The organism is Paenibacillus soyae (assembly GCF_024623455.1).
Lineage (GTDB): Bacteria > Bacillota > Bacilli > Paenibacillales > Paenibacillaceae > Pristimantibacillus > Pristimantibacillus soyae.
Genome location: NZ_JANIPJ010000001.1, coordinates 97,100 through 122,233, shown reverse-complemented (window position 1 = coordinate 122,233; position 25,134 = coordinate 97,100). Strand labels below are relative to the sequence as shown.

Sequence of the window (25,134 nt, the reverse complement as noted above, 5' to 3'; positions counted from 1 at the left end):
TAATCACCATAGATAAAGTTCTCTACAATCCTACCATTACAAATCTATCTTTGTCTATGAGAACCGTCCCGGAATCTGTGAGAAAAGTACTAGAGAGGAATGACTTCGATTTCCGACTACGCCCGCTTTCCTTCCTTCCGAATGCAGAGGAGGCTGAGAACAAAAAAAGCCCGAGACGCATCGCGTCCCAGGCTCTCCCGTTCCTACTCGCCTGCCGGCGGCGTAAACGATCTTCCCGCGAATTCGGTATCCAGCATATAGAAGGCGTTGCTGTCTTTATCGATCCGCTTCAGCTTGTTAATAATGCTGTCAAACAGCGCCTCTTCTTCCACCTGCTCGTCGATGAACCACTTCAAGAAGTTGATCGTCGCGTGCTCGCGGTCGTTCATGGCAAGGTCGGACAGCTTGTAGAATCTTTCCGTGTTCTGCTGCTCGTGCTTGTACCCCTGCTCGAAGGCGTGAAGCACCGAGTCGTATTCGTTGTTCGGCTCAGGCAAAGCATCCAGCGTCGCGCGGCGTCCGCGGTCGTTCAGGAACTTGTATATTTTCATCGCGTGGAACCGTTCTTCTTCCGCCTGCACGATAAAGAAATTGGCGAATCCGTCCAAGCTGTCCGCGGAGCAGTAGGCCGCCATCGCAAGATAGACGTGCGCGGAATAAAACTCGAAATTCATTTGTTCGTTTAACGCTTTAGCCAATGCATCATTCATCTAGGCGCACCTCGCTTTTCCAATTTAGATTTATTCTAGCATAAAAATAAGAGGCGGCAAATGCCGCCTCGCCTATATTTCCCAACCAATGAGTTATCCAATCATTTTCTTAAGGCGCTTGTAGAGCAAATCCGGAGATGGCGCGCTGATGCATTTCGATTTGACGACGACGAAGCATTCCAGCTTGCAGGTTTTGCAATTGCCGAGGCAATCGCTTTTCTTCCCTTTGATATCGGGATACTTCTCCTTCATCGCTTTGTACAGCGACTTGGAGCCGTTCTTGAGATTGCGTTTGCAATACTTAATTTTCTTCACGTTCGTCACCCCGCGCCAAGGCCTGTTGATTATGTTTCTCAACATGATGATAATCATTATCATTGTCGTTGTCAAGGCGCTTAAAGCATTAAACGAATCGAGGCATGTACGGTCTGACAGACAGGTTGCCGCGGTTTGCCATGCTCCATACAAAAAGCCGCCCCTATGAGCGGCCCTTGTCTATTATTTCGTTTGAAGAAGCTCGATGCCTTTCTGGAGCTGCGTATCTTCGCTCTCCAGCTTATCTCTCAGCAGCTCCAGCAGACGGTAGCCGGTTCGGTCGTCGAACTCGCCTGTCGCCTCCAGCTTCTCGGCAGCCTGGAATGCCTTCAACGCCGCTTCCGTCGATTCGTCGAATATGCCATCGGCCTCGATCGGTCCGTAGCCCAGCTCGCGAAGCATCGTCTGCAAGGTGACGACATTCTCGCCATAGCTGCCCAGCTTCATCTCGGCGCCCGTTGCAAGCGGGCGAATGCTCGCGTATGCCGGGAGCTTCACCTCGTAATCCGGCTTGACGCCCACCTCGTTGATCCAAGTCCCCCCTGGCGTCTTCCACTGAGCTTCTGTAATGCTGAGCACGGAGCCGTCCGGGAACGCCCGGAAAGCTTGCACGACGCCCTTCCCGTAGGTCGTCTCGCCGACGACGGATGCGCCGGCTGATTCCTTAAGCGCCGCTGTCATCACCTCGCTGGCGCTGGCCGATTGACCGTTCACGAGAACAACGATCGGAATGTCCCAGCTTTCTTTTTGCCGGGACATAAAGCTGACCGTCTGCCGTTCGTTCTTGTAGACGACGTCAAGAATTTTCCGGTTCTTCGGCACCAGAATATTGGCGATATCCAGCGTCGAGGTCAGCAGCCCTCCGGGATTGGAGCGCATATCCAGAAGCAGGCCTTCAAGCGGTCCTTCCTTCTGCAGCTTCTCGAGCTCCGCCTTGAATTCCTCGGCCGTCTTCTCGGCGAATCGGCTTATCGTTACGTGGCCGATCCCGTCTTCCAGGCGCTCGGACGTCACGGTATGCACCGGTATCGCGGCGCGCTTCATCGTAATCTCAAGAGGCTCGTCCTCGCTCGCCCTCTGAATGCGCAGCGTAACGGAGGTCCCCTCTTCCCCGCGCACTAGTCCCAGAAGCTCGTCGAACGGCTTCCCGGCGATCTCTACGCCGTCCACGGCGAGTATCGTATCGCCCGCAAGCACTCCGCCGCGCTCCGCGGGCGTATCCTTAATTACCGACGTAATGACGAACTGCCCTTCTTCCTGGCGCATATTCGCCCCGATCCCGAAAAATTCGCCTTCGTAGGACTGGGTATACGCCTCGCCCGCCTCGCCTACCAAATAATGCGAATAGGGATCCTTGAGCGAAGCGACCATGCCCTGAGCCGCGCCATTGATGAGATCACCGGGGTCGGCTCCGTTCAGGTAATCGTTCATTATTTTTTTGTAGGAGGCGTTCAATTGCTTAAATTCAGGCTCCTTCAGAATGGGGTATCTCATGCCGGATGACATCATGCCAAGCACGTAGCCTGCCCCAAGCAGCAGGATAACCGCGATGACATACATAAAACCGGATTTCCGTCTATCGGGCGTTTCATAATGACGATCGTTCATCTCATAATCTCCTTGTATGAATGCTGGATTTTCGCTACAATCATCCTTATTGCGTAGCACCGAACCGGCGAGAGGAGCTGTACCGAAAGCATGTATAAATTGATTGCAATCGACGTAGACGACACGCTGCTGAACGACGAGCTGGCCGTAACCGAAGGAACAAGACAAGCGATGGCCGCCGCTATTGCTAGCGGAGTTACGGTAACGCTGGCGACAGGACGCATGTTCGCATCCGCGCGGCAGATTGCCAAAGGCATTAACCTTAATGTACCTATTATCACGTATCAAGGGGCGCTCGTCAAAACGCTGCTTGACGGGCAAGTGCTGTACGAGCGTTCCGTCCCGACAGATGCTGCCAGACAAGTCTACGCTTATTGCGAGGCGAACGGCCTTCATCTGCAATTGTACGTTGACGACGAGCTCTACGGGACAGAGGACAACGAGCGCATTCGGGCTTACTCCAGGCAATCCAATATTCCGTATCGCATCGAGCCCGACTTCTCCAAGCTGATCGACCTGCCCATGAACAAATTGCTGATGATCGACGAGCCCGGCCGTCTTGACGAAGTGGCCGTAGAGCTGCAGGCGCTTGTCGGCGATCGCGTTCATATTACGAAGTCGAAGGCCCACTACCTTGAAATCATGCACAAAGAAGGCACCAAAGGCCATGCGCTGCAATATTTGGCGGAGCATATCGGCTGCACGATGGAGCAAACCATTGCGATCGGCGACGCGTGGAACGACCGCGAGATGATTCAGGCCGCCGGTCTGGGCGTCGCGATGGGCAATGCCGTCCCCGCTTTGAAGGAGCTGGCCGATTACGTCACGCTGTCGAACAACGAGGACGGCGTCAAGCAAGTCATCGAGAAGTTCGTATTGAACGCACAGCCTGGTCTATAGAACGGAATGCAAGCAAGGGAGGCTCCGCCGATGCCGGACCGATGCCCTATCTGCGGCGGCAGTAATGATTGCGGCGCGGTCAAAAGCAACCAGCCGGCCGATTGCTGGTGCTTCCATACGAAGATACCACGGCAGCTGTTGGAGCGCATACCGCCTAGCGAACGCGGCAAACGATGCGTTTGCCGCTCATGCGCCGAATCGTCATACATGTCCCGCGAAGAATAAAGAAGGAGGGCGCCATCATTAGGGCGACCCTCCTTTTTACTATGCCGATATTAAGATACGGCCTTGCAATCCCGCTTGCATTCGCCGCTGCTGCAGCCTTGATAATTGCCCGTAAAGTCCAGGCGATGGTCAAGCACCTTGAAGCCGTACTCACGCTCCAGACGCTCCTCCAGCTCCGTGAGCCAGTCCTCCTTGATCTCCTCAAGCGCCCCGCATTTCTGGCAGATGAGATGATGATGCATATGCTCATGGTCTTCTCCGCGCAGATCGAACCGGGCCACGCCGTCTCCGAAGTTCATCTTGGCGACGATCTGAAGATCCGCGAGCAGCTCGAGCGTACGGTAAACCGTTGCGAGCCCGATCTCGGGAAACTTCTCCTTCACGAGCATGTACACATCCTCGGCGCTGAGATGGTCCTGCTCGTTCTCCAGCAGCACCCGCACGATGATCTCGCGCTGGGTCGTCAGCTTATATCCGTTTTCCATTAAGCTTCGTTTAATTTTTTCGATTTCCGTCGTTACGTTCATGCTTTGGCACCTCCGTGTCCATGGATGCTTATATCTATGTGGGTATACGAGTGTCGGCATTTCCAAATTAGAATTATTCTAATCTAATCGTAGTCGATTTTGCTCCAGAAAGCAACCGTCAAATCTGCTTTCATACAATTCGCCTTTCTCGCCCGATTCCCTTCTTCCAGGACGAAAAAAAGAAGCATCCGCATCATTGATGCGAATGCTCCCGGAAACGATAAGCTTAAATCCCTGCAAGCACCTGGTACCAAACGCCTTTCTTGGCATACAGGTTGGCGCGCACTTCCTTCCAGCCGCCCAGGTAGGAAATATCGAATAAGCCCTCCGGCTGGATGAATTGCCCGTCCGTCTCGGCGGCAACGGTTTGCTCCACGGCACGGAATCCATGCTTGACGAACAAGCGCTGGGCATCCGGACTATGCAAATAATCAATAAACGCTTCCGCAACCTCCCGCGTACCGTGACGGTCCACGTTCTTGTCGACGACGGCAGCCGGATTCTCGATCAGAATCGTGTGCTCAGGTACGACGATATCGTAATCGACGCCTTTCTGGATGCGGGCTAGAAGCTCGTTCTCGTAAGTGACGATGACATCGCCGACCCCATATTCGAACGCGGCCATGGACGCCCTTCCGCTCTTGTCGAGCGATTCCACGTTCGCGTGAACGGCTTCTAGGAACGACTTCGCGAATTCGGGCGACTTCTCCCCCGTCTCTTCCTCCGAGAGCTTCAGACCGGCCCCGTAGATCGCGTTAATATCCCACTGGGCGCCTCCGGAAGTCTTAGGGTTCGGATAAAGCACCTTCACGCCTTCCCGCGTCAGATCTTCCCAACCCTTGATCCCAAGCGGATTGCCCGGCCTTGTGCCGAGCACGACGATCGAACGGGTGATCATCCCGTCCTCGCCAGTCTCCCTCCAATTGTGCGAGATGAAGCCCGCGTCCTCGATTTTATCGAGATCGCCTTCCATCGCAAGCACCGCGACATCCGCTTCGAAGCCGCCCGCAATCGCTCTAGCTTGCGTCCCGGACGCCTCGTACGACTCCTGGAACGTAACCCGCTGTCCGGTCTTCTGAAGCCAGTAATCCTGAAACTTCGGTAGCAGCTCGCCGAAGGCGTCCTTCACGACCGAATAAGCCCCGATAACGAGCGTAACGTCGCCCTCTTGCACGGTCTGCCCGTCGTTGTTCGCGGGTTCGCTCCCGCTGCAGCCCGCAGCCGCGAATAGAAGCAGGAATGCAAGCGCAAGCGGCACCATTCGTTTGGCTGTGGCTGGAATACGTATCATCATGACAACACTCTCTTTGCGAAAAGTTTGTTAAAGTGCGTGTTCGCAACCTCTTAAATATGAATCGGCATCGGATCGACCTTCAGAGGGTTCTCCATAATCCAGCTGTCGCTGTCATTGAACAAGTAAGCCCGGTGCAGCAGGACGCTGACGTTTTCTCCGGGATGCAGAACGTCCTTCTCGAGCGAACGGTACGTGATCAGCTTCGTATCGCCTACCATCAGTTCGACCATCCACTCGCTGCCGCGGAAATGGACATGCTTCACGGTTGCGGGCATCGTTGCGGATGCGAGTTTGATCTCGCCCGGCTTGCCGAGCTCGATGTATTCCGGACGGATCAAAGCCTTTGTCTCCGGATGGACGGCCGCGCTCTCGAAGCCTCTCAGCGAAGAGATGTTGTCGATGAACGACGACTCGCCGATAAAGCTGGCGACGAACGGCGTCTCCGGATTTTTGTAAATATCCCACGGGCTGCCCTTCTGTTCGAGACGGCCTTTGCTGATAATCATAATTTCGTCCGCCACTTCGATCGCTTCATCCTGGTCATGGGTAACGAAGATCGACGTAATGCCCACGCGTTCGATCATCTCCTTAAGCCAAGTCCGAAGCTCCGTACGGATTTTCGCGTCGATCGCCGCGAATGGCTCGTCGAGCAGCAGCAGCTGCGGCTCCGGCGCCAGCGCTCTGGCGAACGCCACGCGTTGGCGTTGACCGCCGGAGAGCTGATGCGGGTAACGGTGCTCGAAGCCCTTAAGTCCCGTCAATTCGACCAGGTACATGACCCGCTCGCGGATTTGCTCCTTCGGCATCTTCTTCACCTTAAGACCGAACGCCACGTTATCGAATACCGTCATATGTTTGAAGAGCGCATAGTTCTGGAACACGAACCCGATGCCTCTTTCCTGCGGGGGGAGGTCGTTCACTCGTTTTCCGTGGAAAACGATGTCGCCCGACGATGGAGCCTCAAGTCCCGCCAGCATCCGCAGGATGGAGGTTTTGCCGCCGCCGCTCGGACCGAGCAGCCCGATAAGCTTGCCTTTCTCGATATCGAAGCTGACATCCTTAACCGCATGGAAGTCGCCGAAGTTTTTGTTCAAATTGCGGACCTCGATATGCATCCTAATGCACTTCCTTTCGTTTCTTCGCCCATTCCATCAGAAGCAGCAGGCCTACGGAGAATGCCGCCAGCACAAGAGCAATGCCGTTCGCGGCTACCACGTTGAAGTTCTCGACGTCCTGGTAGACGAGCGTGGTCGCCGTCTGCGTCTTGTTCATTATGTTGCCCGAAACGACGAGAACCGCGCCAAATTCCCCCAATGACCGCGCCACCGTCAGCACGACGCCGTATATGACGCCCCACCGGATGGAAGGCCACGTGACTTTCCAGAACGTATACCATGAATATGCGCCTAAGGTCGAAGCTGCTTCTTCTTGCTGCGCTCCGATTTCTTGGAGCACCGGCATGACTTCCCGGACCATAATCGGGAACGTCACGAACAGCGTCGCGAGAATCATGCCGGGCAGCGCGTATACGATTTTCAGGCCGGCATCCTCGAACAAAGCGCCGATGACCGTATTCGGCCCGAGAATCAGAACGATCATTAAGCCTCCGATGACCGGAGATACGGCGAACGGCAGATCGACGATACTGTTCAGAAGCCTCTTCAGCTTCGGTCCGAGCCACTGCGCCCGCACGAGATAGAGCGCCAGCATAACGCCGAACAGCGTGTTAATAAGCGTAACGACGACAACGATGATCCCTGTCATCATGAGAGCGTGGAGCGATTGAGGTCTAGTCAATGCATCCATGAACCCCTGAAGACCATCCTCCCACGCCCCGGTGAAAATCTTGATCAGCGGAGCGATCAACAATATGCCGAATACGATATACGTCAGCGTAATCCATAATCTTCTCATTATGCGCCGGTCCTCCTTGCTTGCAGGAGGTTGACGATCCATAGGATGAGGAAGGATAATGTCAACAGCACGACGGACACGGCCGCCGCTCCTTGCGGGTTATTGCTTTCGATTTCGCCGAAAATGAAAACCGACGCTACAAGCGTCTTGCCGGGAATATTGCCGGCAACGAGCACTACCGCTCCGAATTCGGCCAGCCCCCTTGAGAAGGCGAGCATCGCGCCGCTAAGTATGCCGGGAAGCATCGTCGGGAAGATGACGACAAAAAACGTTTTCGCTTTGGAGGCGCCTAGAGTATAAGCGGCTTCCTCCTCCGATTTGTCCAGCTCCTCGAGGAGCGGCTGTATCGCCCGGATGACGAACGGGAATGTCACGAAGAGCATCGCCACGACGATTGCCGGCTCATGGAACACGATTTCGATGCCGGCGGACTGCGCCAGCGAACCAATGAGGCTGTTCGGCCCCAGCAGCAGCAATATCAGAAGGCCGCCTACTGCAGTCGGGAGCGCGAACGGAAGATCAACTAGACTGTTCAGCAAGCTCCGCCCGGGAAATTTATAACGAATAAGCACCCAGCCGATCATTGTGCCGAGAAAAATATTAAGGATCGTCGCGATGGCCGCCAGCTTCAGCGTCAGCAGCACGGCCTTCCACGCGAGCGGGTCAGTAACGCTTTCCCAGAACACGCCCCACCCAAGCGAGAACGACTGCGTATAAATCCCTAAAATCGGCAATACAATTAAACAGATAAAATAAAGCATAATGGCGGTTCGAAACCCGAAGCTCCAACTTTTCCCCCGAAACCATGCATTCACTGTGACTTAACCTCCAGACCATCGGCGCGTGCCGTAGGTGTTGCAACTCGTTTAATTACATAATTCCTATTAACTTACTAGGTATTAATAATGTAGCATTCACCCAAGAAGGAAGTCAATGGTTAAATAACAAAAATATTCGGGATTTATTCGTTTCCCTTATAAATGGGAAGCTGCCCGGAAAGCGCGCAAAAGAGCCGGTACTTCCGAACCGGCTCTTCCTGTGCACCCTTGCTTATTCCCCCGCGATGAAATAGCGGGCTTCGCCAATCTCGATCAACGCTTGGCCCTGCGTCACATCGGTCATCCACGCGACGAAGGCGTCGGCTTCCGGCTCCTCAGGCAGGCACAGAACCGTCACGTTATCCGTAAATTCCGTGCCGCCAAGCTTCGTGCCTCTTCCCCGCCATTCGTTCTCCAGCTTGCCGTACCAGGTGTAGTCGACCGTGATGCGCACTTCTCGATGAAGAACCATCTCGATTTCGTCCGCCGCCTCGATTCCGGCTACCGCCCCGTCCGTATAGGCGCGGACAAGTCCCCCGGCGCCAAGCATGATGCCCCCGAAGTAGCGGGTGACCACTACGGCGACGTTTTTGAGTCCTTTGTTCTTAATGACCTCGAGAATCGGCTTCCCCGCCGTCCCGCTTGGCTCGCCGTCATCGGACGCTTTCTGGAATTGGTCGCGCTCTCCGACGACGTAAGCCGAGCAATTATGCGTGGCGGCCCGGTGCAGCCGTTTGATCTCATCGATGAAAGCAACCGCTTCATCCTCGGATTCCACTGGCTTCGCATGGCCGATAAAACGTGATTTTTTAATGACGATTTCTTTGTTCGCTTCGGTTCTTACCGTCTTGTATCGGTTCAACATACGCGAATTACAGGCGCGCTTCCAGCTCCGCTTTCTCCTTCTCGTAGCCAGGCTTGCCGAGCAGGGCGAACATGTTCTTCTTGTACGCTTCAACGCCCGGCTGGTCGAATGGATTAACGCCCAGCAGGTAGCCGCTGATGCCGCATGCTTTCTCGAAGAAGTAGACAAGATAGCCAAACGTGTACGGCGTCATGTCCGCGATGTTCACGATCAAGTTCGGAACTTGGCCGTCCGTATGGGCAAGCAAAGTGCCTTCGAACGCTTTTTTATTGACGAAATCCATCGTTTTGCCCGTCAGGAAGTTAAGACCGTCCAGATCGTCGGCATCGTGCTGAATCGTAATATGCTCCGCCACTTCGCCCACTTGAATGACCGTCTCGAAGATGTTGCGGTTGCCTTCCTGAATGAATTGACCCATCGAGTGCAGATCCGTGGAGAAATCGACGGACGCCGGATAGATGCCTTTGTAGTCTTTGCCTTCGCTCTCGCCGAACAGCTGCTTCCACCATTCCGATACGAAGTGCAGGTTCGGCTCGTAGTTGACGAGAATTTCGGTTACTTTGCCTTTGCGGTACAGCGCGTTGCGCGCAGCCGCGTATTGGTAGGCTTCGTTCTCCGCCAGGTTCGGGTTGCCGTATTCCACGGAAGCGTCGGCCGCGCCCTTCATCATGGCGTCGATGTCGATGCCCGCCACCGCGATTGGCAGCAAGCCTACAGCCGTCAGCACGGAGTAGCGGCCGCCCACGTCGTCCGGAATAACAAACGACTCGTAACCCTCTTCGTTCGACAGCTTCTTCAGCGCGCCTTTTTCTTTGTCCGTCGTTGCGTAAATGCGTTTGCGAGCTTCTTCCTTGCCGTATTTCTTCTCCAGCTCTGCGCGGAACACGCGGAACGCGATAGCCGGCTCCGTCGTTGTACCGGATTTGGAGATGACGTTGATCGACCAGTCTCTGCCCTCGAGGAGCTGCAGCAGATGCGTAACGTAAGTCGAGCTGATGTTGTTGCCCGCGAAGAACACCTGAGGCGTCTTGCGCTGTTCCTTCGTCTGCACGTTATAGAAGGAATTCGACAGCATCTCGATCGCCGCGCGAGCTCCGAGGTAGGAACCGCCGATGCCGATTACGATGAGCACCTCGGAATCGGATTGAATCTTCTGAGCCGCCTGCTTGATGCGGGCGAACTCTTCCTTGTCGTAGTTGTTCGGCAGGTCGATCCAGCCGAGATAATCCGAGCCCGCTCCCGAACCGTTATGTAATTGATCGTGCGCGGCGCGCACTTGATTCGTCAAGTAGTCGATTTCGTGTTGTCCAACGAAGGTCAAAGCCTTGCTGTAGTCGAACTTTACCGTTTTGCTCATGAATTCTTCTCTCCTTAAATACCAATGTTTATTTAAAAGAATATCGGATTTGCTAGGGGAACACAAGCAACCAGGCTATCGGAAATTGCGATTCAGGATATAGACCGAGTTTATACCCTAGACGTCGGGCAATCGATGAGACCATTGGCCGGTTACGAATAGTACGGCGAAATCATGAGGTAGACGACGACCCCCGTCAAGCTGACATACAGCCAAATCGGCATCGTCCAGCGGGCGATCCTCCTGTGCTTGTCCACTTGATTCGCAAGACCTCTGGCAAGCGACAGGAGGGCCAGCGGCACGACGACGATCGCCAGAAGGATATGCGTGATCAGCACGAAGAAATAAATGCCTCTTAGGATCCCTTCCCCGCCGTATGGCGTCGATTCGGTCAGATAATGATAGGTGACGTAGGACAACAGGAACAATGTCGTCGTCACGAACGCCATCAGAATAAACGCGCGGTGCATGCGCACATTCTTCTTCACTATCGCAAAGAGGGCGACTAGCAGCGCTATAAACGTAAAGCTGTTGAAAATCGCGTTAAGCAGCGGAAGCACTTTGACGTCGAAGCCGACTTCGCCGTTGTACGCGGGGAGAAAAAACAAAATCGCGACCAGCGCAACGATCACGACCGTCAGAACGGCGACGATGGGCGTGTAGTTTTTTTCTTTCACTTCGGGAAACCCTCCTACGGTTTTGAACTGGCCAGCGAAGTCGCCTGCCTAAACCTACTCTATCCGATTTCCCCATGCCGGCACAATGCGATAGCCCCCGCGAATGTCACAAAAAACCGACTTTTTCACCGTCGAAGGCCTGACTACACGCAAAGGGCCGCATCGCCTGGACGATGCAGCCCTCTTCCCTACTCGTAAATGTACGAGCAGCAGTAGTCCGTCACTTCCGCCACCTGAAGCTTGAACTTCGTGTTGGCCGGAACCTTGAACTCGCCTTCGCCTTGAATGTGCAGCCACTCGGTTTCACCCGGGAGCAGCACCTTCAGGTCGCCGCCTAAAATCTCCATGATTTCGAGGCAGTCCGTCCCGAACTCGTATTCGCCCGGCAGCATGATGCCCAGCGTTTTTTTGGTTCCGTCGGCGAACAGCACCGCGCGGCTTGTTACTTTCCCGTCGAAGTAGACGTTGGCTTTCTTCACGACGGTTACATTCTCGAATTGCGACATGATGGAATTGCTCCTTTATAAATGGAATATATGATCCAGATGCCGCGGATTACAGCAAAGCTTTTACTTTGCTGACGACATTCTCGACTGTGAAGCCGTACTCCTTGATGACGCGGTCGCCAGGCGCGGACGCGCCGAAACGATCGATGGCGAGAATATCGCCTTGATCGCCCGTGTAACGCTCCCAGCCGAACGGATGAGCCATCTCGATGGCCAGACGCGCTTTGACGTCAGGGAGGATAACGGATTGTTTGTACTCTTTGGATTGTTTCTCGAACAGATCCATGCTCGGCATGCTGATGACGCGAACCTGAATGCCCTCTTCGGCAAGTGCTTTCTGAGCCGCTACCGCCAGCTGCACCTCCGAGCCCGTCGCGATAATTTGCGCTTGAGGCTTGCCGTTTGCCGCATCGGAGATAACGTAAGCGCCTTTGCTAACGTTATCGCGAGCGCCGCTCACCGTACCTTCGAGAATCGGAAGGTTCTGACGGGTCAGCACAAGCGCAACCGGATTCGATTTGTTCTGAAGCGCGTAAGCCCATGCCGCGGATGTCTCGTTGCCGTCCGCCGGGCGGATCACCGTCAGACCTGGGATGATGCGAATCGAAGCCAGCTGCTCGATCGGCTCGTGAGTCGGGCCGTCCTCGCCTACCGCGATGCTGTCATGGGTAAGAACGTATACGACCGGCTGGCCCATCAAAGCGGCCAAACGGATAGCCGGACGCAGGTAATCTGTGAACACGAAGAACGTTCCGCCGAATACCTTGATGCCGGAATGCAGGCTGATGCCGTTCATCGCGGCAGCCATGCCGAACTCGCGCACGCCGAAATAAATGTTGCGGCCGTCGTAGCTGCCCGGTTTGAACTGCGCGAGGCCTTTAAGATGCGTCATCGTGGAGCTCTCGAGGTCGGCGGAGCCGCCGGCCAGGTTCGGCACGTTTTTCGCGAGGCCGTTCAGAGCGTTACCGGAAGCGACGCGAGTGGAGAGCGGCTTATCTTCGGCCGTGTAAGCCGGAAGATCGGCATCCCAGCCTTCAGGAAGATCGCCGGCGATCGCCAGCTCGAATTGCTTCGCAAGCTCCGGATGCGCTGCTTTGTACGATGCGAACAAAGCGTCCCATTCCGCGTTTGCTTTCCCGCCTTGGTTCTTCACTTCAGCGAAATTCGCGCGGACCTCGTCCGGTACATGGAATTGATGCTCCTCGGACCAGCCGTAGAATTGCTTCGTCAGCTTCGTCTCTTCGGTGCCCAGCGGCGAACCGTGCGGACCGGCGTGACCGCCTTTGCCGCCTTTGTTCGGGCTGCCGTAGCCGATGACCGTTTTCACTTCGATCAGAGTCGGCTTCGAAAGCTCTGCTTGCGCTTCGGCAATCGCTTTCGACAGGGCGTCCAGATCATTGCCGTCTTCGACGCGAAGCACTTGCCAGCCATAGCCTTCGAAACGCTTCTGAACCGTCTCGGAGTAGGAGAGGCTCAGCTCGCCGTCGAGGGAGATATCATTGGAGTCGTATAGAACAACCAGCTTGCCGAGGCCGAGATGGCCCGCGAGGGAAGCAGCCTCGTGGGAGATGCCTTCCATCAGGTCGCCGTCTCCGCAGATGGAATATGTAAAGTGGTTGATAATATCGAAGCCTTCTTTGTTATAAACGGCCGCGAGATGAGCTTCGGCCATTGCCATGCCGACAGCCATGGCCACGCCCTGACCGAGCGGACCGGTCGTCGCGTCTACGCCAGCCGTATGTCCGAACTCAGGATGACCAGGCGTGAGGGAACCCCATTGGCGGAAGTTCTGCAGCTCTTCGATCGGCAGATCGTACCCCGACAGATGAAGCAGGCTGTATAGAAGCATCGAGCCGTGTCCTGCGGACAGCACGAAGCGGTCGCGGTTAATCCACTCCGGATTGGCCGGGTTATGCTTCATGTTTTTGGCGAACAGCTGGTAGCCCATCGGAGCGGCGCCCATCGGCATGCCCGGATGGCCGGATTTCGCTTTCTCGATCGCATCGATCGCAAGCGTGCGGATCGTGTCTATCGAAAGCTGGTCAATCGTTTTTTGCGGTACAGTCATTTCTTCTCCTCCTGTAATCTTCTGTTCATATCTATGACTCGGTAAAGCGTTGAATTAGCTTCAAATATTGTATCATTCGGCATTAATTGAAAACAACCGTCTTGTTCTGGTGAACGAGCACCCGGTCCTCGATATGCCATTTGACCGCCCGAGCGAGAACGACGCGCTCGATCGTACGTCCGATTCGCTTCAGATCCTCCACGTTATCCCGATGGCTGACGCGCTGAACGTCCTGCTCGATAATCGGTCCGCCGTCCAGCTCCTCCGTCACATAGTGGGCCGTCGCTCCGATAATTTTCACGCCGCGGTTGTATGCCTGAGCATACGGCTTGCCCCCGACGAACGCCGGCAGGAAGGAGTGATGGATATTGATGATCCGGTTCGGGAACTGCTCGATGAACTTCGGCGAAATAATCTGCATGTACCGGGCAAGCACGATAAGGTCTGCCTTGTCTCCCACAACCTCCATTTGCTTGCGCTCCGCTTCGGCCTTCGTGTCGGGCGTCACCGGGATGTGGTGGTACGGGATACCGAACGACTCGACGAGCTGGCGCATGTCGGGATGATTGCTGATGACCATGGCAATATCCGCGTCGAGGTCTCCCGCCTGCCACTGCCACAGCAGCTCGAGCAGGCAATGGTCTTCCTTGGATACGAAGACGGCGAGACGTTTCTTGCGGCTGGCCCGGAAAATGTGCCACTTCATCTCGAAGCGGTCCGACACGCGGGAGAAATCCTCCACGAGGACGGGAAGCTCCTTCTCCAGGTCGTTCAACACGAATTCGAACCGGATGAAGAACATGCCTCCTTCCGGGTCCATCGTATATTGATCCGACTGCACGATGTTCGCTCCGTGCTCGTATAGGAAATGCGATACCGCCGCAACGATGCCGGGCCGGTCCGGGCATGAAATCAATATGCGGGCGCGTCCGCTCTTGCTAGCCGCCTCGCCCGTCTGAAGCGATTGATTCGTATTCGATGACATGTGACCAATCTTCCTTTTCTATTAGTTGATAAAAGGCGGAAGCAGCCGCGGCTATACGCGCGCGAACAGCTCCTTGCCCGCGAACCAGGCCGTCAGACGCTGGTTCACCTGCTCCTCCGACAGCTCGGAGGACAATGCGCTTTCCGCCATTATTAAATCATACAGACGCTCCATCGGTTCGCGAGGATCCGCTTTCTTAGCCTTGGCATCGTTCTTCAGCAGCGTCCACGTATCTAACACGAAGCTGCGCGGGTCGATGTCCTGCTTCGAGAAGAAGGAATGAAGGCGGTCGACGTCCTCCAGGAAGCCTTCTCCGAACCGGTTTTTCACGTCACCGCGCAAAAGCGCGATTTCAACCTCATACATCGGTCTCTCCGTTTTGTCGTTTTTACCGATCCATGGCGTCTCGAGAATGAACGGGCGGCCTTTCAGCGCCTCGTGGTTCACGATATTCGAAATCGCGGCCTGTCCCAGCCATCCCGCTCCGACCGGCGCGTGGCGGTCCTTCCCCGCTCCCTTCGGATTCTTGCTGTCGTTAATATGGACGACGGCTACGCGGTCCAGGCCGACTATGCGGTCGAATTGCTCCAGCACGCCGTCTAGATCGCCTACGATATCGTAGCCCGCATCGTGCATGTGGCACGTATCCATGCAAACCGTCAATCTCTCGTTGCTCTGCACCTTGTCGATGATCGCGGCGATCTCTTCGAAGCTCCGGCCGATCTCCGTGCCTTTGCCGGCCATCGTCTCGAGCGCGATGTTGACCTTCGTGCCGCTCGTGCCCGCAAGCACTTCGTTCAAGCCCTCCGCGATGCGCGCGATGCCGTATTCCGCGTCTTTGTCGGTATAAGCGCCGGGATGCAGCACGATGTTGCGTACGCCTATGTAGTCCGTGCGTCGGATTTCCTCCTGCAGGAAATTAACGGCCAGCTCGAACGTATCCTCCTTGTAAGAGCCGAGGTTGATGATGTATGGCGCATGGACGACGATTTCGCCGATACCCGCCTTCGCCATAAGCTCTTTGCCTTCTTCAATATATAACGTGTCGATCGGTTTGCGCCGCGTGTTCTGCGGTGCTCCGGTGTAGATCATGAACGTGCTCGAGCCGTAAGAAATGGCTTCATTTGCGGCCGTTTGAAGACCTTTGTCCGAAAATGATACATGGGAACCTATTTTCAACATGCTTATTTACGCCCCTTTCGGTTGATCAAACCTTATTTTACAAGGAATGTCGAAATAAATCTAGGAATACGGTATAATTCATTATTGAGGTGACAGACAGTTATGAACGCAGCGCCGAATTGGTTCATGTATTTCATCGTTTTCTGGGCCGTAGTCATGGTCGTTGCCATGTCGATAGGCGGCTTCTTCATGTTCAGAAAGTTTCTGAAGGTGCTTCCCATGCGCGATGGCAAGTCTAAGCTCGACTGGCAGAACTACTGGGTGGAGCGCAGCCGCAGCATGTGGGGCGACGAAGCCAAGCAGTTTCTGGACGAGCTCGTATCGCCGGTGCCGACCGCGTTCCGGGATATCGCCAAACATTCCATAGCCGCCAAGATCGGGCAGGTTGCCATCGAGCATGGCGCGACTTCCGTCACGAGGGAGCACTGCATCGAAGGATACATTCGGGCGACGCCCAAACGCGATTATCGCAGCCTTGTGAGCTTCCTTGATAAGAAAGGAATCGATTACGCCCCCTATCAGCATCTGCTGAACAAATAGACAGAGCTGCCCGCCGGCAGCTCTGTCTAACTTTTTTTTGCAACCTAGTAGCTAGGGTATTCGTTTAACTTTACAGGAGGTGGATCAACTATGAAGAAACTAACGAGGAAAAACAACAAAGCCGCAGCCGCCGGAGCCCTGCTCCTAGCCATTATGTTGACCGCGACCGCTTGCGGCGCGGGTGCCGATCAGCCGAGCGGCAACGAGCAACAAGGAAGCGCGTCGCCGACTAACGAAGCCGGCAATCAGTTGCCGGAAGAAACCGGCGTGATCGATCCCGAAGCGCCAACGAACGACGAAACGAATAATAGCGCAGCCGAGCCGAATGAAGAATCCGACAACGACGGCGCGGAACAAACCGAAAGCCAGCCGATCGGCGCGGAGGGTGTGTATACGGGCCAGATCGACTCCCATTCGATCGAAATCGTGACGGACGGCGTTGCCGCCGCTTATCAAATACCGGAAGATCTGACTGCCGTCATCGAGACTTTGCCGGCGGACGCCGAAGTGAAATTCGAATATACCGAGAAAGCAATCGAAGGAGAAGAAGCGGTCAAGCAGCTTTGGCTCACGAAGATTGAAGCGGTAAAATAATAAGGGAGAGATGAAGCCATGCGGATAGCTGTTGCCGGCGGAACGGGGTTTATCGGGAAGGCGCTGACCGACGCCCTCGTCGCAAGAGGCGACGAGGTATGGATTATAACTCGGGGTAGCGCCGCGAGTAAGCCTGGTCGCCATCACCTCGTGAAGACCGTGACGTGGCAGCAGCTTGCGCATGAGCCGCAGCTCCTCGAAGGTATCGACGGCATCGTCAACCTGGCCGGAGAAAGCATCAACCAACGATGGACGCCCGCAGCCAAACAGCGGATCCTTCATTCCAGGCTATGGGCGGCCGAACAAATCGGACAGTTGGTTCGCTCCCTGCGGGTCAAACCTTCCGTCGTCGTTAACGCGTCCGGCATCTCCGCTTACGGGATATCCGAAACCGAGCTATTCGACGAAGACAGCAAGGTGAACGTAACCGATTACCTCTCGGAGGTCGTGCGGGCATGGGAGAAGGCCGCGGACGCCATCCCCGCCGACCGGCTGGTCAAGCTTCGGATTGGACTCGTGCTGGACCGTAGGGGCGGCGCGTTCCCGCTTATGCTGCTGCCTTACCGTCTGTTCGGCGGAGGAAGGGTCGGATCCGGCAGGCAAGGGCTGTCGTGGATACATATTGCCGACATGGTCGGCCTCATCCTATTCTGCTTGGAGAACAGCGAAATTCGCGGGCCTGTTAACGCATCCGCGCCGGAGCCCGTCAGCAACGACCAATTCGGAAGAGCGGTCGGTCGCGCGTTCGGGAAGCCGCATTGGTTCCCCGTCCCGGCCTCGCTGATGCGATTGCTCTTCAGCGAGATGTCTACCTTGCTGCTCGACGGGCAGCGGGCCATGCCGAAGCGGGCGCTTGAGCACGGCTATAACTTTCGTTATCCGACGCTCGAGGACGCTTTGCGGCAGCTCGCTCGACCGACGTCTTAACCCGTTTGAAGCTCGTACAACGGTCCCTTATCGCCGGCAAGCTGAATGCGATCTCCGGATTCCAGCTTGTAGGTTTTATAAGGGACCATTAATTTGCCATTAAGCAAGCTGCCGTTCCTCGAGCCAAGATCCTTGGCATGATGCTCGGCGCCGATCCGCTCGATTTCCAGATGCAGCCTGGAAATCCCTTCGGCGTTTTCCGTATAGCTTACTCCGTCTCCGGAGCGGCCGATTTTGAAAACCTCCCCATCCAGAGCAATCTCCTCTTCCTGTCCATTCCACTTTCTGCAGAGCCGAATCGAACGACGCTTATCGCTTAACAAGGCAGTCTCCTCTTCGCTTTTTGCTTCCCTAGTTTCCCTTGCTTCAAGCACGGCCGTCTGAGCCGGACTATTCGCCTGCTCCGCTCGCGGCGGCGACACCGAGTAACTGCCCATCGAGGTAGTTGTGCCATGAGGAATGATGGCCTCGTCACGGCCGTAGGCCGCCCTCCACTTTTTTTGCGCGGCTGGAAGCGGCTCCGAATAAGGCTCCAGCGTATCGTCGTGCGCCGCCATCTCCCTTCTCTCCATAAGTAACGACGCGGATTTGCGCATGTAGAGCAACAGTCCCGCGGCTATTACAAGGGTCACGGCCGAGCAGATCAGAAGATTTTCTTTGGACGGGGAAGCGGCGTACAAGAACCGCCACGCGCACGCCGCGGCAATGACCGCGGCGGCGATCGCCGCCCATGTGCGACGCCGAGTTCCTTCGTTCCCGAACTCCGGCTCATCCTCATCAAGCTCGAGCTCCGCGTTCCGATGCCTGAGCGTCTCTTCGGCAGACATCTTCTTGGGCTGTTCGATCGGCGGGTGATAGACGGATTCGGATTGTCCTTCTTCTTTATTTGCCGTTCTCCCGTAAGTCTCGTCAACGTCGACGTCAACGGCCGGAGGCAAACCGCCCGCAATCAGCTCCAAGAGCGTATCTCTTAAATCCGAAAGCGGGGAACGGCTTTGGTTCAGAAGCTGAACAATCCGCTTCAGGCCTGCGCCATCGATGGTCTCGATGTAAGTCGTCCACCGGACGGCAAGCGCCAGCAGGCTTTCGGCGGAAGACAAAGCATTCGCTCCGGGATGCTTCAGCGGCATATAAGCGATTCGAATGTCGGTTAACCGCTCTCCCATAAACAAGAGCTGCTCGTTCAAGAGGCAGCCCTCCGGTCTCAGCATATAATCCTTGCATTCCAGAATCGCGTCCGTCACGGTCAGCAGCAAGCCATAATACTGCTCCATCGACAGAGGTTCTTGCTGCAGACGATGAACCAGCATCTTCGTCCCGGACAGCGAATAACGGAACGTCACTTTGCCGTCCACCTCGTACCAATCCATCGGCAGCAAGTAAGGAACTTGCTGGGCGCTTAAAACTTGCAGCTCCAGCTCGTCCAGTTCGCTTCTATCCATCCCGCTCTCTTTGTCGATCATCATCTCGTGACCGCGGTTCATCGCAAAATCGATGCGAAACTGCTGCATGTGTCTCCCACTCTCCTTTCGGTTCATTGATGGCTAGGCCATCCATAAGGTAAACGCCGCAGGCGCGACGGCCAGCATAAAAGGGAAGCTCTTGCCGGATCGGGCCCAGCTGAACCACCGGCTATTCAAGAGAGCTCCTCTCAGGATCATGACGGAACGCAGCCCTTCGATCATATTCCGGACAATCCCGCGATGGAACAGCAGCATCACAACTCCGATAGCGCCGGCGTAAAGAATGGCGTAGAGCATAAGCTGCATAACCGCCGCGGCCCCGAGCCAAGCGCCTAGTCCGCCGAACAGCTTCACGTCGCCTGCTCCGATCCCGCCCAGCGCATAAAGAATGAGCAGCGGCAGGAAGCCTGCCGCCGCCCCGCCGATCGACCAAAGCCAGCCTTCCCCTTCTGTTCCGGCGAGAAGCCCTTGGTATAGTAATCCCGTTACAAACGCGCTCCCCGTAAGCCAGTTCGGTATCGTCTGCCTGATTAAATCCGATATGAACGCAATCAGCAGAAGTACGAACGCGGCCGATGCAACAACCATTTTCTCATTCCTCTCCAGACCGTACATCCGGCTTTTTCTCGACTACAAAATGTTTGGACACGCTGCCTTTGCGTCCGCTCCCCTCCACTTCCAGCTCCCATATGCCGGGCGTCGTATTGCCTGACACGTGCCAGGTCCATTGCACATATCCCTGATCGTCGGCAGCCGCTTCGCCCAGATGCTTCGCTTTGCTGGCACCGCTCTTATATGTGACGCTAAGGGAGACGCGGGCACCGGGCTCCGTCTTGACGACAACGGTCGCTTTCTGGCCGGGTCTTAGCGGGTTCGGCGAGATGGATACGATCTGAAGCTGGAGCGTATTCTCTCCGCTCTCCGCTTCTGAGCCGTAGGCGGCCGGCGCGGCGTCGCTTACCCAGACACGCTCATAAGCCTGCTCTCGAAGCACGATCGGCCTCCCGAGGAACGGAATCCGAAACGGATATTCGTATTCCAGCGCTATGGCGATATAAGGCTCTTCTTTGTCCTTCAGATCCGGCAAAGAGATATACGAGAGGCGAATCCTCTCGGGCTTCAGCACATAATCATTGGCGTATTGCCGCACGAACGGTTCGATGACGCCTCTTCCCAGCTCGGTGGCGGCCAGGTTCTGCAGCGGCCGCCAATCCCCCCGAAGAGCGGACGAGACGAACTCGCCGGCCGGATCGGGAAGCCATTCCGCCGCGTCTGCCGCAACCTCGCTCCATCCCGGCAGCGGGACAGGCAGGTTCGGCGTGACGGCCGCTCCTGCCGCAGCCTGCAGCTGCTGCTGCGCAAGCTCGACGGGATACATATGCGCGGCGATTTGACGGGCGCTCTGGGAAGCCGTCGCATGCAGCGCCATCTGCGCCATGCATAACGAGATAATGACCGAGAACGCGGCAAGCAAAAATAATAGAAGTGGCATAACGAGAGCCGCTTCCAGCAAAATCGATCCTTTGCGCTCATAGGTAAAAGCGGCAATCGATCGCTTAGTAGGACCATCCCACGGTTTGCGTCGTTTCATAGCGGCTGCCGATTACCTTTCCCTGAAGCAAGTCGAGCCGCCCCAGCATACTCATGATCCCCGGCAAAAACCAAAGCTTCATGGAAACCTTTGCTTCCGCGGTTACGCCGACCGGCACGGAGGATAGCTGCAGTCCGGTATTTTGTTCGATGACGGCTATCATCCGCCCTAGCCTCTGCTCCTCGTCTCCGCGATGCATCATAATGAAAAGGCGCAAATAATCGAGATAGGTCAGTTCAACTTTGATGTACTTCGAAAGCGGTGCCGATCCCTTCTCCGCAAACGAAAGCATATCTTCCATCGTTTTCTCGAGACCGTATAGAATGGCAGCAGATAAAACGAGAAGCGGATGCCCCAGCGCCCGGCTTTCAATGAGGCCTTCCATTGTCCGGACCGCCAGGCGAACGGAGAACAGCTCGCCGTAAGCGGCAATTAAATTGCCCATAGGATCGTGGAAGCCGTAAAGGACGTATTCCAGCTCTTGATTGTGGAATGAAGCGGTCTGCGAAACGCCGTCCACATCTCCGTTCGCGAGCAATCCGCGAAGCTGCTGCGGCTCGAAATAGGAATACCGGCCCGCCGCGTATTCTCCGAAATAATAAGCATCGCGCCCCTGAAGCAGCATGTCGGACATACCGGCGAACATTCCGTCCATGCGGGTCGCCGATTGCTCCGCCGCCGCGCTCGCATCCTCCGGATGGTTTAACTTATACGCTTCGGAAGCGGAAGCCGCATGTTGATTGAACAGAAGGTTTTGCTCGAAACGGGTGCGTGCCTGATCGAATATCGCCTGATGATCGGGCCGCGCGGGGACGCCTGCCAGGCCTTGGAGCATGCGGTTCGCTTCGGTCCACTTCGACGCGGTCTGCCGCTTCTGCTCGGCGAGCTTGGACTTGAACGAGACATCGAGCACGCTGTCCCTGCGATCCTTCAGCACTTGGCCCGGCAGCGAGTAGAGCTGCTCGTACTTCTGCAGCGCCTTGCCAATCTCCGCGACGGAGAGAAGCAGCGATGCCTGGGCCAATGAATTCGGCGCCGACATCGCTCCCGACCAGCGGCCCAGCAGCTGCTCGATCTCGCTGGTGACCGCCGTGCCGTTGGTACCTTGCTCGAGCAGCTCGGCCTTGTAGCCCGCGAACCATTCGGCGGTCCGCAGCAGCTTATCGCCGCTCTTCCGAATTTCTTCCAGCTCCTTGGCCGTGCTGTCCGGCATGGCGTAATCGCCGGAGCCAGGCGCTTTGGCATTCGCGACGTTGCCGTAACCAGCTCCGGAAGCCGTGTCTGCTTGCGCAATAATGAGCTTCATCTGCCCATTAATCCGTTCCGCCTCTTCCACCTTCTGCGAAGCCTCCGTTAACAGCTCTGCATGCTTCAGCTCGAGCTTATTGCTGCCGCTCCGCAGTTCCTTCGTCAAATCCGCGACCTCCCGTTCATAGGCCGCAATCTCTTCGCCATACAACGCTTCCCCGCCCTCCGGAACCGAAGCGTCATGCTCGGCTTGCGCTGCATATTGCCCATATCCCTCTGCAAGGGCCGCGGACGTGCCGCTCCCGCTACCGCTGAGGGCGCGTCCTGCCGGAACCAACGCAAGAGCCTCGCTGTCGATAAGAATCTGAACCGCCTGTTCCTGCAGCCGAACCGCCTTCTCCAGCAGGTCCTCCCTCCGCTCGTACAGCTTGCGCAGCTGCTCGAGGGTTTGGATCGCATTCGAGCTTTCCCGGAGCGCTTGCGACATAGGCGTAAATTTGGCGACCAGCTCCAAAGTAAAGTCGATTGGCGCCTTATATTTCATATCTTCGAGCACTTGCCTGGCGAAGACGTCATGCTCCCCAAGCGTAGAGGCCGTAAGCAGCTTGGACGAATCCAATGTCGACGCAACCAGCTCCATACCTTCGTCCGAGCCGAATGGACGACTGCCGACGCTCGCCTTCATGACCTCCGAGAAGATCTCGCTCCCGTCCGTCCCTCCTCTGCCGAATAAGCCGTACCTTTCGAATAGCCACGAGTCGTACGCGGACAATACGGATCGCACGCCCGCGCGAGCCGCATTCTCCGACATCAGCTGGAAAGCCGCGATTCGGGCGTAGTCGATCAATACGGAGAAAAACAATAACAGCGCGGAGAGAATAACGACCGCAAAAACCGTTACCGCCCCGTCTTCTTTGATTAGGATTTTCGCCATTCGTATCGTTCTCACGCCCCCTCCCATTTATTGCGCCTGCTGTCCGATAGAGGACAGCACCTCGCCCGCCCTGCTCCGTGCCGTCGTCTTGCCCATCGGATAATTCGCGAACTTCGTCGTGTAATAGCGAACAAGCGCAACGCTTCGAACGAACTCTACCGGTTCTACGATTATTCCCCTGCCAGCAGCCGCCGGCTCCCCCCTAATCCAGCTCGTCTCCCAGGGCATAACCTCGAGCGGATGGCGCAGCTTGACTTCAATGTACGTCTCCAGACCGCTGATAGCGTATGCCGCGGATCCGTTATAAGGCAGCTGGGCCGAAGCCATCCATTCGGATGCCGAAATGAGCTTGCTCCTGGGCCCGCTGGATACGCCGCCCGTTTCCTGCGAGCTCGCGTTCTCGACTGCTCCGCCGGAACCCGTCGTCTCGCCCGGCCAATCTATGCGGCTTCCCTCGTCCGTCTTATTCATTCCGAACAAGCTGGCAAGCGCGCCATCCGATCCGAATCTCCGGTACAAATCATCGTAGCGCGGGCCTGTCAGCATGCCGCTCACCGGCTCTCTATTGCTGTTATCCCAGCTGAAAGCGGCCCGTTCCGACGTGACCGACGCGGCATAGAACACGACGGCTTTCTGGTAGAGATACATGCCGACGAACAGAAACGCCAGCACCATGGCCAACAGCGCCGGGAATACCAAGGCGCTCTCCAGCGTAAAACTGCCTCTCTCATCCGCGCCCCACACCCGCGCTAAGCGGCCGCCGTTACTCAAATATTTGCCTCGCGTCGCTGTCCGCCTTATCGAGCACGTCCTGCACCAGCGCGACAATCCAATCCTTGAACAACAAAGCGATAATAATGACCACCGCTACGATAAGAATGACCTCGAGCGTTCCGATCCCTTCTTCCTTGCGCCAAAAGCTTTTGAAGTGATTTACCATACTTTTCATCGATCCACAGCTCCTTATCAAATAATAGAATCACGACATCATAAGAACGGCCGGCGCCGCTACCAAAATCATCAAAATAAACATAATGCCTACGAGAGGGAAAACGAGCTTCGACGACGCCTCTTCTCCTTTGGTTCGCGCGATTTCCTTGCGTTTCTCCCACAAGGAATAAGACAGCTCCCTCACGGAAAGAACGAATTGCTCGCCCCCCTTCCTATAATTGAGAAGCATCACAGTCGTGAAGATGGAAGCTTCTTGAACCGCGCAGCTTCGGTTGAACTGCTCAATCGCCCCGCTGAACGACTGACCGTTCCTCATAGCCGCGACGGCTGCCTGCCACTCCCGATCCAGCGGGTGATTCGAGCCTTCCTTCCCCTCCAGGCAACGGATGAACGCGCCCTGAACCGTCTCCCCTGCACCGACGAGCAGCATAAGCTTGCTCATCCGGTCCGGCATTGCGGCGATAATCGCTTGTTTCCGCTGCTTCACTCGCTTCCCCGCATCCGAATAGCCGCGAAAAGCCAAGCCCGCGAAAGCCAAGCCCCCGGCGGCAAGCAGCGGGAGCTCTCCGCTTACCCAGGAAAGCCAAGCGCAGCCGGCCATCGCCAAGTAGCCCATTCCGAGTCCGGCAGCGGCCTCTTGCTTCGTTCGGTCCATCGTCCATCTGTCGCCCCGCAGAATGATCAACCTCGTATGATAGCCATTTAGAAACAAGCCCGGAGACTCCCATCTGGCCGCATATTCGATCACTTTCAGAAAAGGAGCCTCCAACAACAACGCCTTCCAATCAAAGTGTCCGGCTTTACTCCCCTTGCTCGTTATCAAACGCGCGTGCTTCCATAGAGCCGAAACGCCAACGAGATAAACAAATCCGGCCGTCCATCCCGCCGCGACGAGGAGGCTGATCACGAAAGCTCCTCCTTTCCCCATTTTGAGA

Annotated in this window: 27 protein-coding genes; 5 read left to right on the top strand and 22 right to left on the bottom strand. The window is 56.0% G+C overall.

Going from position 1 to position 25,134, the window contains the following annotated elements:
* Window positions 1-203: 203 nt before the first annotated feature.
* The 3 genes from NQZ67_RS00620 to NQZ67_RS00610 form a co-directional block, all read right to left on the bottom strand.
* Window positions 204-710, bottom strand: coding sequence for a ferritin (locus NQZ67_RS00620; RefSeq protein ID WP_257441858.1), 507 nt, complete (start codon window positions 708-710; stop codon window positions 204-206).
* A 93-nt stretch (window positions 711-803) separates the two neighbouring features.
* Window positions 804-1,025, bottom strand: a complete 222-nt coding sequence (locus NQZ67_RS00615; RefSeq protein ID WP_257441857.1) for a DUF1450 domain-containing protein — start codon at window positions 1,023-1,025, stop codon at window positions 804-806.
* A gap of 183 nt (window positions 1,026-1,208) precedes the next feature.
* A complete protein-coding gene (locus NQZ67_RS00610) occupies window positions 1,209-2,633 on the bottom strand; it encodes a S41 family peptidase (RefSeq protein ID WP_257441856.1) in 1,425 nt (474 codons plus the stop codon).
* 90 nt (window positions 2,634-2,723) lie between these two features.
* On the opposite strand from NQZ67_RS00610, the gene NQZ67_RS00605 reads away from it, so the two are divergent.
* Together NQZ67_RS00605 and NQZ67_RS30540 are read left to right on the top strand one after the other, a co-directional pair.
* Window positions 2,724-3,533 (top strand): Cof-type HAD-IIB family hydrolase, encoded by an 810-nt coding sequence (locus NQZ67_RS00605; protein ID WP_257441855.1) that lies wholly within the window; start codon window positions 2,724-2,726, stop codon window positions 3,531-3,533.
* 6 nt (window positions 3,534-3,539) lie between these two features.
* A complete protein-coding gene (locus tag NQZ67_RS30540; protein WP_371825250.1) occupies window positions 3,540-3,758 on the top strand; it encodes a cysteine-rich CWC family protein in 219 nt (72 codons plus the stop codon).
* Window positions 3,759-3,808: 50 nt separating this feature from the next.
* On the opposite strand, the gene fur is transcribed toward NQZ67_RS30540, so the two are convergent.
* The 12 genes from fur to NQZ67_RS00545 form a co-directional block, all read right to left on the bottom strand.
* Window positions 3,809-4,285 (bottom strand): ferric iron uptake transcriptional regulator, encoded by a 477-nt coding sequence (gene fur, locus NQZ67_RS00600; protein ID WP_257441854.1) that lies wholly within the window; start codon window positions 4,283-4,285, stop codon window positions 3,809-3,811.
* Between the two features lie 226 nt (window positions 4,286-4,511).
* On the bottom strand, window positions 4,512-5,579 hold the full coding sequence (locus NQZ67_RS00595; RefSeq protein ID WP_257441853.1) for a sulfate ABC transporter substrate-binding protein: 1,068 nt from the start codon (window positions 5,577-5,579) through the stop codon (window positions 4,512-4,514).
* A gap of 50 nt (window positions 5,580-5,629) precedes the next feature.
* Window positions 5,630-6,694, bottom strand: coding sequence for a sulfate/molybdate ABC transporter ATP-binding protein (locus NQZ67_RS00590; RefSeq protein ID WP_257441851.1), 1,065 nt, complete (start codon window positions 6,692-6,694; stop codon window positions 5,630-5,632).
* Window position 6,695: 1 nt separating this feature from the next.
* Complete coding sequence (locus tag NQZ67_RS00585; protein WP_257441850.1) at window positions 6,696-7,493, bottom strand: sulfate ABC transporter permease subunit; 798 nt, start codon at window positions 7,491-7,493, stop codon at window positions 6,696-6,698.
* Window positions 7,493-8,308 carry a sulfate ABC transporter permease subunit CysT gene (gene cysT / locus NQZ67_RS00580; RefSeq protein ID WP_257441849.1) on the bottom strand — a complete coding sequence of 272 codons (816 nt, stop codon included), beginning with the start codon at window positions 8,306-8,308 and terminating at the stop codon, window positions 7,493-7,495. Before cysT ends, NQZ67_RS00585 begins: the two co-directional genes overlap by 1 nt.
* Window positions 8,309-8,543: 235 nt before the next feature.
* Window positions 8,544-9,176, bottom strand: coding sequence for a YigZ family protein (locus tag NQZ67_RS00575; RefSeq protein ID WP_257441848.1), 633 nt, complete (start codon window positions 9,174-9,176; stop codon window positions 8,544-8,546).
* 7 nt (window positions 9,177-9,183) lie between these two features.
* Entirely contained in the window at window positions 9,184-10,533 is a 1,350-nt protein-coding gene (locus tag NQZ67_RS00570; protein ID WP_257441847.1) for a glucose-6-phosphate isomerase, read from the bottom strand.
* Window positions 10,534-10,685: 152 nt separating this feature from the next.
* Window positions 10,686-11,210, bottom strand: coding sequence for a DUF420 domain-containing protein (locus NQZ67_RS00565; RefSeq protein ID WP_257441846.1), 525 nt, complete (start codon window positions 11,208-11,210; stop codon window positions 10,686-10,688).
* Window positions 11,211-11,398: 188 nt separating this feature from the next.
* Window positions 11,399-11,716 (bottom strand): pyrimidine/purine nucleoside phosphorylase, encoded by a 318-nt coding sequence (gene ppnP / locus NQZ67_RS00560; RefSeq protein WP_257441844.1) that lies wholly within the window; start codon window positions 11,714-11,716, stop codon window positions 11,399-11,401.
* A gap of 49 nt (window positions 11,717-11,765) precedes the next feature.
* Window positions 11,766-13,784, bottom strand: coding sequence for a transketolase (gene tkt, locus NQZ67_RS00555; RefSeq protein WP_257441843.1), 2,019 nt, complete (start codon window positions 13,782-13,784; stop codon window positions 11,766-11,768).
* Window positions 13,785-13,866: 82 nt separating this feature from the next.
* Window positions 13,867-14,769, bottom strand: coding sequence for a formyltetrahydrofolate deformylase (purU, locus tag NQZ67_RS00550; RefSeq protein ID WP_257441842.1), 903 nt, complete (start codon window positions 14,767-14,769; stop codon window positions 13,867-13,869).
* Between the two features lie 51 nt (window positions 14,770-14,820).
* The gene (locus NQZ67_RS00545) at window positions 14,821-15,951 is read right to left on the bottom strand and encodes a deoxyribonuclease IV (protein WP_257441841.1); all 1,131 of its coding nucleotides are present in this window, start codon (window positions 15,949-15,951) and stop codon (window positions 14,821-14,823) included.
* Window positions 15,952-16,053: 102 nt separating this feature from the next.
* On the opposite strand from NQZ67_RS00545, the gene NQZ67_RS00540 reads away from it, so the two are divergent.
* The 3 genes from NQZ67_RS00540 (at window position 16,054) to NQZ67_RS00530 (ending at window position 18,012) form a co-directional block, all read left to right on the top strand.
* Window positions 16,054-16,491, top strand: coding sequence for a DUF2621 domain-containing protein (locus NQZ67_RS00540; protein WP_257441840.1), 438 nt, complete (start codon window positions 16,054-16,056; stop codon window positions 16,489-16,491).
* 90 nt (window positions 16,492-16,581) lie between these two features.
* On the top strand, window positions 16,582-17,085 hold the full coding sequence (locus NQZ67_RS00535) for a LytA/YqiH family protein (protein ID WP_257441838.1): 504 nt from the start codon (window positions 16,582-16,584) through the stop codon (window positions 17,083-17,085).
* Between the two features lie 18 nt (window positions 17,086-17,103).
* Complete coding sequence (locus tag NQZ67_RS00530) at window positions 17,104-18,012, top strand: TIGR01777 family oxidoreductase (RefSeq protein ID WP_257441837.1); 909 nt, start codon at window positions 17,104-17,106, stop codon at window positions 18,010-18,012.
* On the opposite strand, the gene NQZ67_RS00525 is transcribed toward NQZ67_RS00530, so the two are convergent.
* From NQZ67_RS00525 to NQZ67_RS30535, 7 genes are read right to left on the bottom strand one after another with little or no spacing between them, the layout of a single operon-like run.
* A complete protein-coding gene (locus NQZ67_RS00525) occupies window positions 18,009-19,523 on the bottom strand; it encodes a DUF6382 domain-containing protein (RefSeq protein WP_257441836.1) in 1,515 nt (504 codons plus the stop codon). The genes NQZ67_RS00530 and NQZ67_RS00525 overlap by 4 nt on opposite strands.
* A 33-nt stretch (window positions 19,524-19,556) precedes the next feature.
* Window positions 19,557-20,063 carry an A24 family peptidase gene (locus tag NQZ67_RS00520; RefSeq protein ID WP_257441835.1) on the bottom strand — a complete coding sequence of 169 codons (507 nt, stop codon included), beginning with the start codon at window positions 20,061-20,063 and terminating at the stop codon, window positions 19,557-19,559.
* Window positions 20,064-20,067: 4 nt separating this feature from the next.
* The gene (locus NQZ67_RS00515; RefSeq protein ID WP_257441834.1) at window positions 20,068-21,066 is read right to left on the bottom strand and encodes a TadE/TadG family type IV pilus assembly protein; all 999 of its coding nucleotides are present in this window, start codon (window positions 21,064-21,066) and stop codon (window positions 20,068-20,070) included.
* Window positions 21,032-23,263: a TadE/TadG family type IV pilus assembly protein gene (locus tag NQZ67_RS00510; RefSeq protein WP_257441833.1), complete on the bottom strand. Its 2,232-nt coding sequence runs from the start codon at window positions 23,261-23,263 to the stop codon at window positions 21,032-21,034. The genes NQZ67_RS00515 and NQZ67_RS00510 overlap by 35 nt, the downstream gene beginning before the upstream one ends.
* 12 nt (window positions 23,264-23,275) lie before the next feature.
* Window positions 23,276-24,019 carry a TadE/TadG family type IV pilus assembly protein gene (locus tag NQZ67_RS00505; RefSeq protein ID WP_257441832.1) on the bottom strand — a complete coding sequence of 248 codons (744 nt, stop codon included), beginning with the start codon at window positions 24,017-24,019 and terminating at the stop codon, window positions 23,276-23,278.
* Complete coding sequence (locus NQZ67_RS00500; protein ID WP_257441831.1) at window positions 24,012-24,197, bottom strand: Flp1 family type IVb pilin; 186 nt, start codon at window positions 24,195-24,197, stop codon at window positions 24,012-24,014. The genes NQZ67_RS00505 and NQZ67_RS00500 overlap by 8 nt, the downstream gene beginning before the upstream one ends.
* Window positions 24,198-24,227: 30 nt before the next feature.
* Window positions 24,228-25,106, bottom strand: a complete 879-nt coding sequence (locus NQZ67_RS30535) for a type II secretion system F family protein (RefSeq protein WP_257441830.1) — start codon at window positions 25,104-25,106, stop codon at window positions 24,228-24,230.
* Window positions 25,107-25,134: the final 28 nt, after the last annotated feature.

Coding starts and splice junctions, on each gene's coding strand:
- NQZ67_RS00620 (WP_257441858.1), bottom strand. CDS start 710: ATGAATGATGCATTGGCTAAAGCGTTAAACGAACAAATGAATTTCGAG.
- NQZ67_RS00610 (WP_257441856.1), bottom strand. CDS start 2,633: ATGAACGATCGTCATTATGAAACGCCCGATAGACGGAAATCCGGTTTT.
- NQZ67_RS00605 (WP_257441855.1), top strand. CDS start 2,724: ATGTATAAATTGATTGCAATCGACGTAGACGACACGCTGCTGAACGAC.
- NQZ67_RS30540 (WP_371825250.1), top strand. CDS start 3,540: ATGCAAGCAAGGGAGGCTCCGCCGATGCCGGACCGATGCCCTATCTGC.
- fur (WP_257441854.1), bottom strand. CDS start 4,285: ATGAACGTAACGACGGAAATCGAAAAAATTAAACGAAGCTTAATGGAA.
- NQZ67_RS00595 (WP_257441853.1), bottom strand. CDS start 5,579: ATGATGATACGTATTCCAGCCACAGCCAAACGAATGGTGCCGCTTGCG.
- NQZ67_RS00590 (WP_257441851.1), bottom strand. CDS start 6,694: ATGCATATCGAGGTCCGCAATTTGAACAAAAACTTCGGCGACTTCCAT.
- NQZ67_RS00585 (WP_257441850.1), bottom strand. CDS start 7,493: ATGAGAAGATTATGGATTACGCTGACGTATATCGTATTCGGCATATTG.
- NQZ67_RS00575 (WP_257441848.1), bottom strand. CDS start 9,176: ATGTTGAACCGATACAAGACGGTAAGAACCGAAGCGAACAAAGAAATC.
- NQZ67_RS00570 (WP_257441847.1), bottom strand. CDS start 10,533: ATGAGCAAAACGGTAAAGTTCGACTACAGCAAGGCTTTGACCTTCGTT.
- ppnP (WP_257441844.1), bottom strand. CDS start 11,716: ATGTCGCAATTCGAGAATGTAACCGTCGTGAAGAAAGCCAACGTCTAC.
- tkt (WP_257441843.1), bottom strand. CDS start 13,784: ATGACTGTACCGCAAAAAACGATTGACCAGCTTTCGATAGACACGATC.
- purU (WP_257441842.1), bottom strand. CDS start 14,769: ATGTCATCGAATACGAATCAATCGCTTCAGACGGGCGAGGCGGCTAGC.
- NQZ67_RS00545 (WP_257441841.1), bottom strand. CDS start 15,951: ATGTTGAAAATAGGTTCCCATGTATCATTTTCGGACAAAGGTCTTCAA.
- NQZ67_RS00540 (WP_257441840.1), top strand. CDS start 16,054: ATGAACGCAGCGCCGAATTGGTTCATGTATTTCATCGTTTTCTGGGCC.
- NQZ67_RS00535 (WP_257441838.1), top strand. CDS start 16,582: ATGAAGAAACTAACGAGGAAAAACAACAAAGCCGCAGCCGCCGGAGCC.
- NQZ67_RS00530 (WP_257441837.1), top strand. CDS start 17,104: ATGCGGATAGCTGTTGCCGGCGGAACGGGGTTTATCGGGAAGGCGCTG.
- NQZ67_RS00525 (WP_257441836.1), bottom strand. CDS start 19,523: ATGCAGCAGTTTCGCATCGATTTTGCGATGAACCGCGGTCACGAGATG.
- NQZ67_RS00520 (WP_257441835.1), bottom strand. CDS start 20,063: ATGGTTGTTGCATCGGCCGCGTTCGTACTTCTGCTGATTGCGTTCATA.
- NQZ67_RS00515 (WP_257441834.1), bottom strand. CDS start 21,066: ATGAAACGACGCAAACCGTGGGATGGTCCTACTAAGCGATCGATTGCC.
- NQZ67_RS00500 (WP_257441831.1), bottom strand. CDS start 24,197: ATGAAAAGTATGGTAAATCACTTCAAAAGCTTTTGGCGCAAGGAAGAA.